This is a genomic window from Paenilisteria portnoyi (genome assembly GCF_014322795.1).
GTDB classification, from domain to species: domain Bacteria; phylum Bacillota; class Bacilli; order Lactobacillales; family Listeriaceae; genus Listeria_A; species Listeria_A portnoyi.
Map to the genome: position 1 here is coordinate 56,697 of NZ_JAASTT010000002.1, position 15,307 is coordinate 72,003.

A 15,307-nucleotide genomic window follows, 5' to 3' on the forward strand; every position below is an offset into this window, starting at 1 on the left:
TAATTTTATTTTTTTAGCTGTCTATTTGACAGGGAGCAGTTTAAAGCGGGCTCTTTCAGCTTTTCAGTTTTCAGCTAACTTCTTCAGCAATTTCTGAAACTGCTCGCGTTCTTCTTCTGTAAAAACCGAGAAGCGGCGGACGATCATTTCTTTTTTCTTCTGTTCAATCGAAGCTACAAATTCTTTCGCTTCTTCTGTTAGTTCTAGCACCACAATGCGGCGATCCACTTCGGAGCGGTGTCGTGTGATGAAATTATTAGCAACAAGGGAATCTGTAATCGCTGTAATGTGGCTTGCTGAGACGTCTAATTTCTTCGATAAATCCGTCGTGCGATTTACCCCGCTTGAGATTAGGCTGAGTACACGGAACTCACCACCAGTCAATTTCCGGTCCAAAATGCCATCTACTTCATGGCGAAAACTATTAAAAACTCGCTTCACAGATGTTTCGATTTCAAGAAAATTATCCATGTAAAGCCCTCCTTACTTCCATTGTTCTTTCACTAATTCCACCGCTTTTTTCTGTTGTGGATCGTTGGCTTTTAATTCTTTCTGGATAGCCGTAATTAAAGCATCTGTTGTTGCGCCAGTTACAATACCGTCCACTTTTAACTTGCTTGCTTCTTGGAACGCCTTCACGCCATCTGTTGTATCCGCATCAAATAAACCGTCTACTTTTCCAACGTTATATTTAAGCGCGGCAAGCATGGTTTCAATCGTTTTCACATCGTCGCCAAAACTGCCTTCTTTATATGTTTTTGCTGCGTCTGGAATTGCCATCGTCGCATAAGCTGGTAACGCCACCGCCACGTCTGGTTTAATGCCTTTTTCATGAATCCATTCGCCGTCTGGTGTTAACCACTTGGCAATCGTCAATTTCAGCAATGAGCCATCGCTAAGTGGTAACGCCGTTTGTACCGTACCTTTTCCGAATGATTTCGCGCCAACTAGCTTGATATCACCTGATTCACGCGCTGCTGCCGCCAAAATTTCAGAAGCACTCGCGCTACCTTCATCAATTAGCATCGTGACAGGAACTTTCACTTTATAACCATCATGCGCACTACTATCCGCCTTGATTGTTTGTTTCGAACCATCTTTCACTTGTTCTTGAACGATAACTTTACCGTCTGGTAGGAACAAGCTCGCGATATCCACCGCTTGGTCAAGTAAACCACCAGGATTTCCACGCAAATCTATAACTAAACCTTTCATTCCTTTTGATTCCATATCTTTCAATGCTTTTTCTAATTCGCTATACGTATTTTCTGAGAAAGTGGTAATTTGAATCGTAGCAACCTTATCTGTGCCCATTTCCGCATAGACCGTTTCAATTGGAATCTCGTCGCGAACAATTTTCACATCAAACGGTTTATCCGTACCAGGACGTGAAATTGTCAGCGTGACACTCGTTCCTTTTTTGCCGCGAATTTTTGTTGTTGCTTCTGTGGAAGAAATGCCTTTAATCGACTTGCCGTCCACTTCGATAATTTTATCATTCGGGCGTAAACCCGCCGCTTCTGCCGGAGAATTCTTAATTGGCGATACAACAGTTATGTAGCCATCTTTCTCCTGAATTTCTACGCCAATACCCGAAAAACTTGAAGAAATCGTATTATCAAATTCCTCTGCTTCCTTCGACGTCATAAAGGAGGAGTACGGGTCACCAAGAGATGCTACCATCCCGTTGATCGCGCCTTCCATCAGCTTATCTGTATTCACATCTTTATAATATTTATTCTGAATCTCATCGTACACATCATAAAGCTTCGTGAATTCCTTGCGTTCAGGAATTGCCACCTTCACATGTTTGTCCCCGCCCACAGACATCACGAGCGCCGTTACTAAAGCTGTTGCAAAAACACAGCCGAATAACAGCATAACAAATGGGAATATCTTCATTTTTACAAAGCCTTTTCGTGATGTAACCTCTTGCTTCTCTTCTTTTTTCGGCTCATTTGGATTTGTCGGTCCTTCTTCCATTCCTACGTTCACCACTTTCTCACTAAACACCCTAGTATGATATTTTCAACTTTCCTTTATTCTATCAGCTTTTGCTCCGATTGGGTAGCTTTTGTTGCTATACCTGTAAAAAAAGACGAGCCCACCGGATTCAGCTTTGCGGCCTTCCCAGTTCGACTCGTCCTCTCGTCCTTTATGCAACGACTTCGTAACCTGCTTCATCAACGGCTTCCGCGATGGCATCTTGGATCTCTTTCCCATCGTCATACGTCACTTCTGCCGTACCTGCTTCAAGTGAAATCACCGCTTTTTCAACACCCTCGACAGACTCAATGGCTTCGCGAACTCGTTTCTCGCAATGCTCACAGCTCATACCTTCCACTTCTACTACCAATTTAGCCATTTCTCGTCACTCCTTTGTTATCTTATCAACCTTATTATACCCCACCTAGGTAATTATTGCACCGTAGACGCCTGCTCTTTTTTCGCCTCTGATTCATGCCATTCCAACAACCCATAAATCGCATTAAAAAGGTAAATCGCATATTGCGTCGCGATAATCGGATTTTTCGTATAAATATTAAGCGAAATCACCAAAATATTCATGATAATCCACAAATACCAGTTAAAACTAAAACGCGCAATCATTAAAAATTGAGCCGTCACACCGAGCGCGAAAATGAAATTATTCAGCATCAATTGGTATGGATCATTCACCACACCAAGAATCCCCGTCAAATACATATTCACAAAAGAAGCACCAATAATAAACAAAATCGCAATCCCAAAATGGCGTTCCGTCAACTTACGTGGTTCCAACGTAGCCTCGGCATCCATATGTTTCTTCCATGTCACCAATCCAAAAATATGTGTGACGAAATAATACAGACTTGGCAATGCGGCCCCAACATTTCGTCCTAAGAAATTCCCACTCATCTCACCAAACGCTGCCAACATCCCAAATACATTGCCGCTGTTCTTCCCTTTTGCCAATAAAATCACGCAAATTAATCCACAAATCGCGCCCACATAAGATAATAGATACCTCCATTCAAAATGGACCAGCGGATTTGTCGCTAAAAAAGCGATGGTAACGAGTAAAACACTGATATAAGGGTAGACTTTATTCCGACCTATCTTCATAACGACTGATTTCATCTGAATTCTCCTTTTTATCGTTCAGTAATTGTTCCACAAGTTGGATACTCTCCAAGTACCGCTCCTCGTAATTTCCAGACGTAATCGCCACATATGGAATATCATTTTCCGTCAATAAATGCGCCAACAAATCCTGAAATTCCTTGCGCTTTACCTTACTACCAAGGTGGCGCAACCCATCATTCACCCACGGCGTATTATTCTCTAACAAAATAACCAAATCAAAGCGCTGCGTCTCAATCATCGCCTGTACAAACGGATGCTCCCGCCCTTCATACGTCATACAAAACGCTTGCGTCGTCACATAATCCGTATCAATAAACGCAACCTTATTCGCATATTTCACCGCGAAATCAATATACTGCGCCTGCCCCAACGAAATTTTATCATAATCGGAAAATTGTAGCGCCTTCTCATTCCCACCAAGATGTGAAAAAACATAATCCCGTCCGTACTCCCAAGCACTTGTCGTGTTAAACGTATTCGCAAGCTTATTAACCAGCGTTGATTTCCCACTTGACTCACCACCTAGAATCGCCACTTTCCGCACGAAAAACGGCTTTACCTCAGTCGGAATGTAGTCCCAATAATGAAACGGCTCCTGCCTAATTTGCGTCGCACTAATATTCATAAACGACCGCTGTGCATCAACGACCACCGTATTCACATCTAGCAACTCCTGATAGCGAATCGCATCCTTTGGTTCACTCGAATAAATCGCATTCGCCTGAATATGATTATCCGCAAGCAACTTCTTCGCCCGAATCGCCCATTCATCCCAACCATCCGGATACGGCGGAATCCCATCTTCCGACAAATCATGAATCTTAATATTGTCCTGATATTTAAACGTCTGCAACAACCAGCGCCAGCGATCCTCCACAGTAGGCTGTTTCGTCATGGAACTCTTTTGAAAAAGCTCAAAATCGCGCACATCATCATGGCAAAGAATCACATGCAGTTCATCGACTTGGCTCGCCGCTCGCTGAATTAAATAAATATGTCCCGTATGCAACGGATAAAATTTTCCGAACACAACACCAATGTTTTTTTCGCGCGGAGGGTATTCTAGATGGAGCACCTCATGCAACGCCTGCAGTTTTTGGGCGCTGGGTTCCTTGATTTTGTTGTTTATCAACTGGCTGAGGTATCCTTTCGTAACACCAATCCGATCCGCCGCTTGTTGCAATGTCAACCCGTTTTCTTTTAAAGCTAGTTTTAAATATGTATACCGCTGCATCTTTATCACTCCTCATCTGCATTTGTTTATTATATTAAACATTTATCTTACAAAAGTCAATACTAAATAAAAACCTGCCCTAATTTTCGCAACATTACTTTGCGAAGTTCATTGCGGTATATCAATTAAACCATACAAAAAATGCTTAGAAATCCGGAAATAGATGTCTAAGCATTTTTCCTATTATTTTAACTTCACACGTTTCAATCGTAACGCATTCGCCACAACCGAAACCGAACTCCCAGCCATCGCAAGCCCTGCTACCCAAGGCGCTAACAAGCCAATCGCCGCAATCGGAATCCCCGCACAGTTATAAGCCAATGCCCAGAAAAAGTTTTGCCGGATATTTCGCATCGTCGCTCGGCTTAATTGAATCGTTTGCGGAACAAGCGTCAACTGATGGCCGACAAGTGTCACATCGCCCGTTTCAATCGCGATATCCGTCCCTGTCCCAATACTAATTCCCGTATCCGCCGTCGCAAGCGCTGGTGCATCATTAATCCCATCACCAACGAACGCCACTACATGTCCTTGTTTTTGCAATCCAGCAACTAAATCACTCTTATCATTCGGTAATTGTTCCGCATAAACAGTATCAATACCAAGCTCCGCCGCAATATTTTCCACAACGACGCGCTGATCGCCTGACGCAATCGCCGTTTTAACACCAAGCTCCCGAAGTCGTAAAATCGCTTCCTTCGCCTCTTTTCGCGGCGTATCCAGCAAGCCAAACGCCCCTGCAAAAACACCGTCGATACTCATCGCCACAATCGTTTGCCCCGCCTGCATCCATTGCTGCATCGTGTCGTCGGCCTCTTTCTCGATATCAGCAGATTGCACGATAAATCGATACGATCCAAGAGATACCTTCGCGCCATTCAACACACCGACCATTCCGTGACCCGCTTTCGCTCGAATTTTATCCGCGTGCACATTTTCTATCTCCACATCGTCTAAATAAGCCAATACGGCCTTGGCAATCGGGTGTTCCGACTGCTCTTCCATTACTGCAACAAATCGTTTGAAGTCCGCATGATTTTCCAACATATTCGTCACGCGTAACTTCCCTTCCGTCAGCGTCCCCGTCTTATCAAAAATCACCGTATCCACTTTTGCCGTCCGTTCTAAATGCTCGCCACCTTTAAAAAGAATACCGCTTTCCGCGCCCTTCCCAGTTCCCGACATAATCGCGGTCGGCGTCGCTAAGCCAAGCGCACAAGGACATGCAATCACGAGTACCGCAATCGCCACCTGCAGCGACTGATCCAGTACACCACCCGTCGCAATCATCCAAATCACGAATGTCACGACCGCAATCACCAACACAATCGGTACAAAAATCCCTGAAATCCGATCCGCCAAACGCTGAATCGGCGCCTTCACACCCTGCGCCTCTTCCACTAACTGAATAATCGTCGAAAGCACCGTCTCGTCCATCCGTTTCGTTACTCTCGCTTGGAATGCCCCATCGAAATTCACCGTCGAACCAATTACCGCGTCGCCCGCCTTTTTCTCCACAGGCACCGGTTCCCCAGAAATCATCGACTCATCAATGCTCGTCTCACCAGTCAACACGACCGCATCAATCGGCACTTTTTCACCAGGTCGCACTAAAATCACATCGCCAATTGCGAGCTCGTCCACCGGCACCTTCCACTCCTGATCCTCCCGCAAAACAACCGCTTCCTTCGATTGAAGTTTAAGCAAGCCAGCAATAGACTGCGTTGTTTTCGATGTCGCATAGCTCTCCAACAATTTCCCCAGTAATATCAACGTGATCAAAATCGCACTCGTCTCAAAATAATAATGCGCCTCGATATTTGGATTAACCAACTGCCTCACATACTCCGCCAAACTATAAAAGTAAGCCGCGGAAGTCCCCAATGCCACAAGCACATCCATGTTCGCGCTCTTACCACGAAGCGACTTATACGCCCCATCATAAAACCGCCAACCAATATAAAACTGAATCACCGTCGCAAGAATCAGCTGAATTGTAGGGCTAATAATCGCATCCACACCCATCGCAAACGCCGTATGATGCAAATACGGAATATGCGTCACCATCGTCAAAAGTAGCGGCAAAGCCAAGATAGCAGATAAAATAAACCGCCGTACTTCCCGTTTAAACTGCTTATCCAAAATCGCATCTTTCTCTTCTTTTGACATTTTTTCCGCAGCATCGTAGCCCGCATGCTTTACAATATCAATCAATTGTTCCGCACTTATTTGATCAGGGTCATAATAGACCGCTGCACTTTCCGTCACTAAATTAACATTAGCCTTCTCCACGCCAGCCGCCTTATTCAGCGACTTTTCCACACGCGTCGAACAAGCAGCGCACGTCATACCAAACACATTTAAATCTTGTCGTTTTGCTTCCATTTGAAAATACCCCCTTTACAAATTACGTCTTTGAGAATTGACGAATCACTTTTAACAACTCATCCATTATTTCATCCGATTCACCATTTTGCGCCGCATCAACTACACAATGTTTCGCGTGATGCTCTAGCACCTGCAAACCTACTTTCTTAAGCGCTGAATTTGCTGCTGAAATTTGCACTAAAATATCCACACAGTAACGATCCGCTTCCACCATTTGTTGAATGCCACGAACCTGTCCTTCCACACGCCGTAAACGATTTAAAATCTGTTTCGTATCTTCATCCGAGCGCGGTACAATTGGTTGATCATGCGTCATATTTGCCCACTCCTTTATTATTTATATTATCATTATACCTATAGGGGGTATTATAAGTCAACTAGTTAAAACAAAAAACGAGAATCTCCTCAAAAAGCAGGAGTTTCTCGTTTCCAATTTATCTATTTCTTTCTACGCAAGAATAATGCACCTAGAGCAGCTAATAGTCCACCAATAACAAGTGTATTAGTTTCTGATTCGTCTCCTGTTTTTGGTAAAGCTTTACTTGGTGTTATTTGCGCTACTTGATTTGCCACCGGTTGAATTGTTTTACCTGGTTTGGATACAACTGGTGTACTTGTAGCAACTGGCACTACAGGTTTTGCTGGCTTAACAGGTTCCACTGGTACAACTGGAACGATCGGCTGTGCACCGACAAGAACAGTAATCGTGTATTGTGTTTCATTACCATCTGAATCGACGACACTGTAAGTCACATGATAAATCCCAGCTTGATTTGGATTCACATCATTTGAAATAATTGTAATGCTCCCTGTGATGTCTCCGTCTTCTAAGTCAGACGCGGTAACCCCTGCCATCGGATCAAATGCTTGTCCGTATGTCAGCGTTTGGTCACTTGCATGGATAACAGGTTTTTCGTTTGTTAGAACTGTTACTGTGTAAGTTTCTTCTGTTGTGTTTCCATCGCTATCGGTAACGCTATATGTCACATGATAAACACCTGCTATTTCTGGATTCACATCATTCGATACGACTGTAATATTGCTTGTAATATCGCCATCTTCCGCATCATTCGCACTAATACCCGCTAATGGATCAAAAGTACGGCCAGCTTTAAACTGACTATCTTGTCCTGTGATAACTGGTTTTTCATTACTTAAAATTGTCACAGTAATTGTTTTTTCTGTTACATTGCCATCCGAGTCAATAACACTGTACGTAACATGATATTCTCCAGGTACGTCTATGTTTACGTCATCTGCAACAACTTTGATACTGCCTGTGATGTCTCCATCTTCTAAATCAGATGCCGTTACATTTGCCATCCGATCGATTGGACGATGCGCTTTACGCGTTATATCGTTAGCATCAATAACTGGTTTTTCATTCGTCAACACAGTCACAATAATGGTTTTTGTGGTGGTATTATCATCAGAATCTGTAACGCTATAGGTGACATGATACGTACCGGCTTTCGTTGCATCAACATCATCAGCTATAATTTTTATCTCATTTGTGATATCACCATCTTCTGTATCACTTGCGGTAATTCCGGCTTTCACATCAAATACAGCACCTGCTTTAAACGCGAGATCATTTGCGTGAATGACTGGCGCATCATTCGTACGAACATAAACGTGACGGGTGATCTTGGTTGTATTATTATCACTGTCCGTTACGCTGTACACGACTGTATACATTCCAGCCTTCGACATATCAACATCATTACTGTCCACTTTAATTTTGCTAGTTAAGTTACCATCTTCCGTATCATTCGCAGTAATTCCGTCCATTGGATTGAATACATCTCCAATTTTTAGATAGATATCACTTGTTGTTAGAATTGGTGCGTCATCAGTCAAAACTGTCACTGTGATTGTTTTCGTTGTCGTATTACCATCAGAATCTGTCGCTCTATAGGTGACATGATATACGCCAGCTTTCGCGATATTCACATCATTTGCGACGATTTCTAGTTTATTCGTAATGTCACCATCTTCTGTATCTGTAACAACAACCGCTTCTTTAACATTGAACGGTTTGTTCACACGCATTGTAATATCTGACGCCTGGATAACTGGTGCATCATTGCTCGTTACTGTTACTGTAATCGTTTTTGTGGTTGTATTTTTATCGCTATCCGTCACGCTATACGTGATATGATATGTGCCTACTCGATTCATGTCTACATCAGTAGCCGTAATACTAACCTTAATGGAAATATCACCATCTTCTGTGTCCGTTGCCGTTACACCAGCATAAGGATCAAAACTCATACCTTTTTTCATCGTTTTATCTGTTGCATGAATAACCGGAGCATCATTGCTTGTTACTGTAACCGTGATTGTCTTAGTAGTCGTGTTATTATCACTGTCCGTCACACTATATGTTACATGATACGTACCAACCTTCGACGTGTCCACATCATTTGCTGTCACCTTAATTTGGTTAGTAAGATCACCATCTTCCAAGTCAAATGCGCTCATACTTGTTAATGGATTAAACGCCGTACCCTTTTTAAGCGTCTTGTCAACTCCTGTAATAGAAGGCGCCGCATTACTTGTTACTGTAACTGTGATCGTTTTTGTCGTTGTATTGTTATCACTATCAGTAACGCTGTAAGTTACATGATATGTGCCTACTTTAGTAATATCGACGTCGCTGGCCGTGATTTGAATTTTGCTCGTTACATCACCATCTTCTGTATCATTTGCCGTCACCCCAGCCATTGGATTAAATGTCAAATCCTTTTTCACTGTTTTATCCGTAGCTGTAATAACTGGCGCATCATTACTTGTAACTGTAACCGTGATTGTCTTAGTAGTCGTATTATTATCACTGTCCGTCACACTATACGTTACATGATAGGTACCAACTTTGGATGTATCTACATCATTCGCTGTTACTTTCACTTTACTTGTTACATTACCATCTTCTGTATCAGTCCCACTTACACCTGCCAGCGGATCGAATATTATACCTTTTTTCACAGATTTATCTACTGCATTAATAATTGGTGCATCATTACTGGTTACTGTTACTGTAATTGTTTTCGTTGTTGTATTATCGTCACTATCTGTCACGCTGTATGTCACGTGATACGTCCCGACCTTCGATGTGTCTACATCATTTGCCGCGATCTTAACATTATTCGTCAAATTGCCATCTTCTACATCTTCCGCACTGACGCCAGCCATAGAATCAAATGTCGCACCTTTTTTCAGACTACTATCACTAGCCGTTATGACTGGTTTCTCACCTGGGATTCGAAGGACAATAGACCCAGCTGCTGTATATTTCACGCCATTCACTTTACCTGTAGCAGAAATCTCTAACTTGGTGCCTTTTGGACTAGCATCTGGTCGAACTTTCACATCATATGTTAGTGTGAACGTATTTGATGGATCAGCAAATGGTAATTGTACTTCATTATTTAATAGCTGCTCTTTCGTCACCGTATAAATCTGGCCATCATTCCGTTTCAACTCTATATTGGACACAGTATCTGCATCAAATAATGGATCGAGTTTCACACCATATTGTAAATTAAAAGGAGATGCATCGTTTGTTTCATTCGAAATAGTTGTGCCTACACTAACTACCTCAGACGGCTCTGCTTTTCCATTATTGTTTCCGTTTTTATCACTTATTTCCATCTTCATTTTTGGGGAAATACCGTTCACTTGAAGTTCTGTAATCTCCACTTGTTGCAATGTTTTATATGTTCCAGTTGAACCTGTAAATCCAAAAATAACCTCTGTTCCACCAAAAGTGGCTTGCAAGTCATTGACAACATAACTTCCAGTATATGCACCATATGCATAGCTTAAGGTTTTCGTTTTCGCATCCCAATCAAAGCTAATAGGATGATATTGTCCATCAGCAAAAATTTCATCTGTCCCTAATCGGCTCATCGCTTCATGAACAGGTCTAGCTGCTGTTGGTACAGTAATCGCAATATGGTTAGCCTTGCCTAACCCGTAATCAAAAGTATCTGCATTATCATAGCTATCGACTTCTATTGCCAATGCATTTTTAATGTAATTTTGTCCATAGACGCCCAGTCCGCCGCCGTCTTGACCTAAAGCATTTTTACCACGACTATCATTCTGCATGACAAAAGCAATACCATCTGCACTTTGTGGGCTATTCCCCATATAGAGGTCAGCAGCTAAATGAAAGTTTTTCGTTAAATCTACTTTATTTTCTTCGCTTGACCATAAACCACCTTTTTGCCAAGAAGCATCTGGTGTGATTGTAACGGTGTTTTTATCAACGAATGAATTAGCTCCTGGAACCACTGAGAAATAGTCCGTAACATCAGAAAAAGACCCCTGATTATCTGCCTCACTTGCTCTTAGTTTATTTTCTGCTTTCATTGAATAATTCTGCGGATTTTCTGCTGCCATCACATAAGTCTGCACCGGTAAGCTCACACACATTAACAAAGCAGCTGTTGCAACACCCATTTTTTTAATTACCATTTTTTAATTTCCTCCTAAAGTATCTTTTATTTAAGACCACTTTAACAGCCTACCATCCTATACAATAATAAAAAATACAGTACTTCCGATTTTGAGAGTTTATTTATGACTTTTTCGACATATTTAAAAATAAACCACAAAAAAGAACCCCCACATCACGTGAGAGCTCCCTATCTTATTTCGCCGTTCCACCATCAATTTTCTTTTGCAAAGCCTGCACATGCTGGAAAAATTCCTCAAGCGTCCAATCATTTTCATAAATAATCGTCGCTGCATCCTTGCCAACATAGCGATAATGCCAAGATTCATATTGATATTGCGTCACAGCTTCCTTGCCTTTCATATACCGTAAAATAAAACCGTAATTATGCGCGTTCTTCTGTAACCATTGCCCCTCAGGCGTTTCACCAAAAGCCTCCGTCAAATTAAAACCTTGATCCCGCGACGAAATATCCATCGCAAGGCCCGTTTGATGTTCACTCGTTCCAGGAACAGCCACCGCCTCTTTCGCCTTAGCCTCGCCCTTCGCAGCAACTTCTGCACCGAAAACTTCCTGTTGACGCTTATAAGAACGATAGCCAGAAACAGCATAGAGCGTTAAATCATCTTGCTTCGCCGCTGTAAACATCGCTTCCAACTGCGACGCCGCTTCCTTACGCATCTGCGCTTTTTCCACCTGCTCATCGCCAAACGAGAACGTCACATTCGGACGTACTAAATCAGGCGGTGAATAAGACGATTGCAAAGAATATTCCTTATTCGCAAGTACCAATATATTTTCGGGATTCGTAATATATTGAACACCATCTTTTTCTACCAATTTATTCTGTTGGGCAATGTACGGATAAAGCGGATCATTTTGATAATCCTTACTTCCCGTTGTCGCCGTTTCTGCGGCTGGTTTATCCAGATTTCCCGCTAAATAATCAGCTGACGTATGAAAACCAGCTAAACTCAGTGCTATCATGAATGAAATAAAATGCATCATCTTGTTTTGTAACCTTCCTTCGCTAGATTCTCCCTACTTCAACGTAGATTCTAACGCAACCACAATCATATCGTTAAAAGTCGTTTGGCGCTCTTCCGCCGTCGTTTCTTCCCCAGTAAAAATATGATCACTCACCGTCAAAATCGCCAGTGCTTTGCGCCCAAATTTCTGAGCAATCGTGTAAAGCGCTGCCGCTTCCATCTCGATTCCAAGCACACCATGATCCGCTAATTGTTGCTTATCCAACTGCTCATTATAAAAACGATCCGCCGAAAAAACATTCCCCACACGCATTGCTAAGCCTTTTTCAACACCTGCATCATACGCATTTTTTAACAAACCAAAATCAGCCACTGGCGCAAAATCAACGCCAGCAAACGTATTACGATTAATTTGTGAATCCGTCGAAGCCGCTTGCGCAATAACCACGTCGCGAACCTTCACGTCTTTTTGAATCGCGCCCATCGTACCAACACGAATCAAATTCTTCACATCATAACTCTGAATCAGTTCGTTCACATAAATCGAAATCGACGGAATCCCCATACCAGTTCCCATCACCGATACCCGCTTGCCTTTATATGTCCCCGTGTATCCAAACATATTACGAACCTCATTAAAACAAATAACGTCCTCTAAAAAAGTCTCCGCAATGTATTTCGCACGCAACGGATCTCCCGGTAAAAGAATCGTTTCTGCTATCTCGCCTTGTTTCGCCTCAATATGAATACTCAATTTTAACGCCTCCCATTTTTTTCTTCATCCAAAATATAATTACCCCATAAATCATCAAATAACGTCATGCTCGGAATATACGAAGCGTTCAGCTCCAAATACTCACATAACTCATAATAATCAGTAGACTGCTTCGGAAAACTATGATCCTTAAAAGCATCATTCGCAAATTTCGTCGCCGCATCACGTTTGATCGTATCGCGGTAAGTCATTAAATAGTGATAAAACGATCGTCCCAAGCTGCCCATTCCTCTCTTTTGTTAACGCTCCACATGTTGCAAAATTTCTTCACAAATCCGATGCGTTTCAAGCGCAGATTTTTTCGAAACAGGTTCCGTTTTTCCTTCGCGTACCGCGTCCAAAAAGGCGATAATGATCGACTCGAATCCACGTTTATAAAGCGTCGTTTCCCAATCACCAAATCGTACAACCGAATGACCCGTGCCTTCATACACATGAAGCTCCGTCACATGCTCCACTTCCCATTTTGCATCTGGCGTGAAAATCGTCAAACGCTCCTCGCTCGTACCATTTTCCCGATTCATAATCGCTGTCGCCGTCCGACCATTCGCCAAAAATTGCACCGTAATAGCCGATAATAAGTCCCCATTCATCGTTGGAAAAACCGTCATCTTCTCAACAGGCGCGTCCAACAAATGCAAGACCGTATCCACAACATGAATAAAATCATCAAAGATAAATACCCGAGGCTCACTTGCCTGCGCTTTCCGGTGCTTTTGCATCAAGATCATGTTCGTATCCGTTTTCTCCGCCAAAGCAGCATATCTAGGCGCAAAACGACGATTAAAACCAACCATCAACAACGTATTTTTCGCCTCGGCTAGCTCAATCAATTCCTTCGTCGTTTCATAATCATCCGCCACTGGTTTATCCACGTAAACCGGAATCCCAGCTTCCAAAAACGCACGAACAATCTCTGGGTGACTTGCCGTCGACGTATGTACAAACGCCGCATCTACCTGCGCACGAATCATCGAATCCACCGAATGATGCGTATTATGAAAACGATATTTCTCACTAATCGCCTTCAACTTCTGAGAATCTCGCGTAAACAAATGGACTTCCACATTATCTAAGTGCGCAAACACCGGTAAATAAGCCTTCTGCGCAATGCCACCTAAACCAAGCACAGCAATTTTTTGCATCCTCATTCCTCCTTGAAAAAATACAAACTAATACCCCTACCAATTCTATCATAGATTAGTAGGGGTATTCAATAATGACGGTACATAAGCTAAATAAATAAGGACAGTAATCTTCGGCTTTATTTAAGCTTTTGTCCAAACCTCATTAAAAATACGAACCATTACGCAAAAAATGGTAAATATTCGCCGTATCCTTCTTCTTCGAGCGCATCTTTCGGCACAAAACGTAGCGCCGCCGAGTTGATGCAATAACGCATACCGCCCGATTCACGTGGCCCATCTGGGAAAATATGACCTAAATGCGAATCAGCCTCGGCCGACCGCACCTCCGTCCGAATCATCCCGTGAGACATATCTCGTTTTTCCAACACTTCCAGCGCGTCAATCGGTTTTGTAAAACTCGGCCAACCGCATCCCGCATCGTATTGATCGAGCGAGGAGAACAACGGCTTTCCAGAAACGATATCCACATAAATCCCAGGCTGGTTATTATCCCAGAATTCATTTTTAAATGGGCTTTCCGTTCCTTGTTCTTGCGTTACTTTATATTGTAAATCATCCAATTCTTTTAAACGTTTCGCTTTTTCCTCTGGATTCATAGTCGGTCACCCTTTCCAATTAGCGTTGATAAATGGATCGCGTCCTGAATGGCTGCGATAATTCTTATAATGATTCGGGTCCTTCTTATAAAAATCTTGATGGTATTCCTCCGCCACATAAAACGGTCCAGCCTTCTCGATTTGCGTCACGATAGGTCGCTTAAAACGGCCACTTGCATCCAAATCCGCCTTCGATTTCTCCGCTATCACGCGTTGCTCCTCTGACGTATAAAAAATAACTGGCCGATACGAGGAACCACGGTCTACAAACTGACCACCTGCATCCGTCGGGTCCGTCTGTTGCCAATAAACCTCCACTAACTTCTCATACGGAAAAATCTCTGGATCAAATGTAATCTCGACAGCTTCCGTGTGCCCAGTCGTTTCACTACAAACCTCTTTATACGTAGGATTCATCGTGTGTCCGCCCGTGTAACCAGCAACCACACTTTCAATACCAGGTTGCGTATCAAATGGTTTGATCATACACCAAAAACAGCCACCTGCAAAAATTGCTTTTTCACTCATCTTATAGCCTCCCCAAGTAGTTTTATGTTGCTATTAAATTGTAATACACTTGACATTGCTT

14 protein-coding genes are annotated in these 15,307 nt (G+C 42.7%); all 14 read right to left on the bottom strand.

Annotation, left to right across the window (positions count from 1 at the left end; genetic code table 11):
• Positions 1–63: 63 nt before the first annotated feature.
• Positions 64–471 (bottom strand): MarR family winged helix-turn-helix transcriptional regulator, encoded by a 408-nt coding sequence (locus HCJ66_RS01720; protein WP_187131603.1) that lies wholly within the window; start codon positions 469–471, stop codon positions 64–66.
• 12 nt (positions 472–483) lie between these two features.
• Entirely contained in the window at positions 484–1,983 is a 1,500-nt protein-coding gene (locus tag HCJ66_RS01725; RefSeq protein WP_187131604.1) for a lmo1851 family serine protease, read from the bottom strand.
• Between the two features lie 172 nt (positions 1,984–2,155).
• On the bottom strand, positions 2,156–2,365 hold the full coding sequence (locus HCJ66_RS01730; protein WP_187131605.1) for a heavy-metal-associated domain-containing protein: 210 nt from the start codon (positions 2,363–2,365) through the stop codon (positions 2,156–2,158).
• 53 nt (positions 2,366–2,418) lie between these two features.
• The gene (pnuC, locus tag HCJ66_RS01735) at positions 2,419–3,120 is read right to left on the bottom strand and encodes a nicotinamide riboside transporter PnuC (protein WP_187131606.1); all 702 of its coding nucleotides are present in this window, start codon (positions 3,118–3,120) and stop codon (positions 2,419–2,421) included.
• Positions 3,086–4,360, bottom strand: coding sequence for a multifunctional transcriptional regulator/nicotinamide-nucleotide adenylyltransferase/ribosylnicotinamide kinase NadR (gene nadR / locus HCJ66_RS01740; RefSeq protein WP_187131607.1), 1,275 nt, complete (start codon positions 4,358–4,360; stop codon positions 3,086–3,088). Before nadR ends, pnuC begins: the two co-directional genes overlap by 35 nt.
• 183 nt (positions 4,361–4,543) lie before the next feature.
• Positions 4,544–6,745 (bottom strand): heavy metal translocating P-type ATPase, encoded by a 2,202-nt coding sequence (locus tag HCJ66_RS01745; protein WP_187131608.1) that lies wholly within the window; start codon positions 6,743–6,745, stop codon positions 4,544–4,546.
• Between the two features lie 22 nt (positions 6,746–6,767).
• Positions 6,768–7,064, bottom strand: a complete 297-nt coding sequence (locus HCJ66_RS01750; protein ID WP_187131609.1) for a metal-sensing transcriptional repressor — start codon at positions 7,062–7,064, stop codon at positions 6,768–6,770.
• A 122-nt stretch (positions 7,065–7,186) separates the two neighbouring features.
• On the bottom strand, positions 7,187–11,230 hold the full coding sequence (locus tag HCJ66_RS01755; protein ID WP_187131610.1) for an immunoglobulin-like domain-containing protein: 4,044 nt from the start codon (positions 11,228–11,230) through the stop codon (positions 7,187–7,189).
• Between the two features lie 175 nt (positions 11,231–11,405).
• Positions 11,406–12,218, bottom strand: a complete 813-nt coding sequence (locus tag HCJ66_RS01760) for a M15 family metallopeptidase (RefSeq protein WP_187131611.1) — start codon at positions 12,216–12,218, stop codon at positions 11,406–11,408.
• A gap of 33 nt (positions 12,219–12,251) precedes the next feature.
• On the bottom strand, positions 12,252–12,953 hold the full coding sequence (deoD, locus tag HCJ66_RS01765) for a purine-nucleoside phosphorylase (protein ID WP_187131612.1): 702 nt from the start codon (positions 12,951–12,953) through the stop codon (positions 12,252–12,254).
• Between the two features lie 2 nt (positions 12,954–12,955).
• Positions 12,956–13,192, bottom strand: coding sequence for a YozE family protein (locus HCJ66_RS01770; protein ID WP_036093474.1), 237 nt, complete (start codon positions 13,190–13,192; stop codon positions 12,956–12,958).
• Positions 13,193–13,213: 21 nt separating this feature from the next.
• Positions 13,214–14,119: a Gfo/Idh/MocA family protein gene (locus HCJ66_RS01775; RefSeq protein ID WP_187131613.1), complete on the bottom strand. Its 906-nt coding sequence runs from the start codon at positions 14,117–14,119 to the stop codon at positions 13,214–13,216.
• A gap of 161 nt (positions 14,120–14,280) precedes the next feature.
• A complete protein-coding gene (gene msrB / locus HCJ66_RS01780; protein ID WP_187131614.1) occupies positions 14,281–14,718 on the bottom strand; it encodes a peptide-methionine (R)-S-oxide reductase MsrB in 438 nt (145 codons plus the stop codon).
• Positions 14,719–14,724: 6 nt separating this feature from the next.
• Positions 14,725–15,246: a peptide-methionine (S)-S-oxide reductase MsrA gene (gene msrA, locus HCJ66_RS01785; RefSeq protein ID WP_187131615.1), complete on the bottom strand. Its 522-nt coding sequence runs from the start codon at positions 15,244–15,246 to the stop codon at positions 14,725–14,727.
• Between the last annotated feature and the right edge of the window lie 61 nt (positions 15,247–15,307).

Excerpts from the sequence above, each read along its gene's own strand:
- HCJ66_RS01720 (WP_187131603.1), bottom strand. The coding sequence starts at position 471 with ATGGATAATTTTCTTGAAATCGAAACATCTGTGAAGCGAGTTTTTAAT.
- HCJ66_RS01725 (WP_187131604.1), bottom strand. The coding sequence starts at position 1,983 with ATGGAAGAAGGACCGACAAATCCAAATGAGCCGAAAAAAGAAGAGAAG.
- HCJ66_RS01730 (WP_187131605.1), bottom strand. The coding sequence starts at position 2,365 with ATGGCTAAATTGGTAGTAGAAGTGGAAGGTATGAGCTGTGAGCATTGC.
- pnuC (WP_187131606.1), bottom strand. The coding sequence starts at position 3,120 with ATGAAATCAGTCGTTATGAAGATAGGTCGGAATAAAGTCTACCCTTAT.
- nadR (WP_187131607.1), bottom strand. The coding sequence starts at position 4,360 with ATGCAGCGGTATACATATTTAAAACTAGCTTTAAAAGAAAACGGGTTG.
- HCJ66_RS01745 (WP_187131608.1), bottom strand. The coding sequence starts at position 6,745 with ATGGAAGCAAAACGACAAGATTTAAATGTGTTTGGTATGACGTGCGCT.
- HCJ66_RS01750 (WP_187131609.1), bottom strand. The coding sequence starts at position 7,064 with ATGACGCATGATCAACCAATTGTACCGCGCTCGGATGAAGATACGAAA.
- HCJ66_RS01755 (WP_187131610.1), bottom strand. The coding sequence starts at position 11,230 with ATGGTAATTAAAAAAATGGGTGTTGCAACAGCTGCTTTGTTAATGTGT.
- HCJ66_RS01760 (WP_187131611.1), bottom strand. The coding sequence starts at position 12,218 with ATGATGCATTTTATTTCATTCATGATAGCACTGAGTTTAGCTGGTTTT.
- HCJ66_RS01775 (WP_187131613.1), bottom strand. The coding sequence starts at position 14,119 with ATGCAAAAAATTGCTGTGCTTGGTTTAGGTGGCATTGCGCAGAAGGCT.
- msrB (WP_187131614.1), bottom strand. The coding sequence starts at position 14,718 with ATGAATCCAGAGGAAAAAGCGAAACGTTTAAAAGAATTGGATGATTTA.
- msrA (WP_187131615.1), bottom strand. The coding sequence starts at position 15,246 with ATGAGTGAAAAAGCAATTTTTGCAGGTGGCTGTTTTTGGTGTATGATC.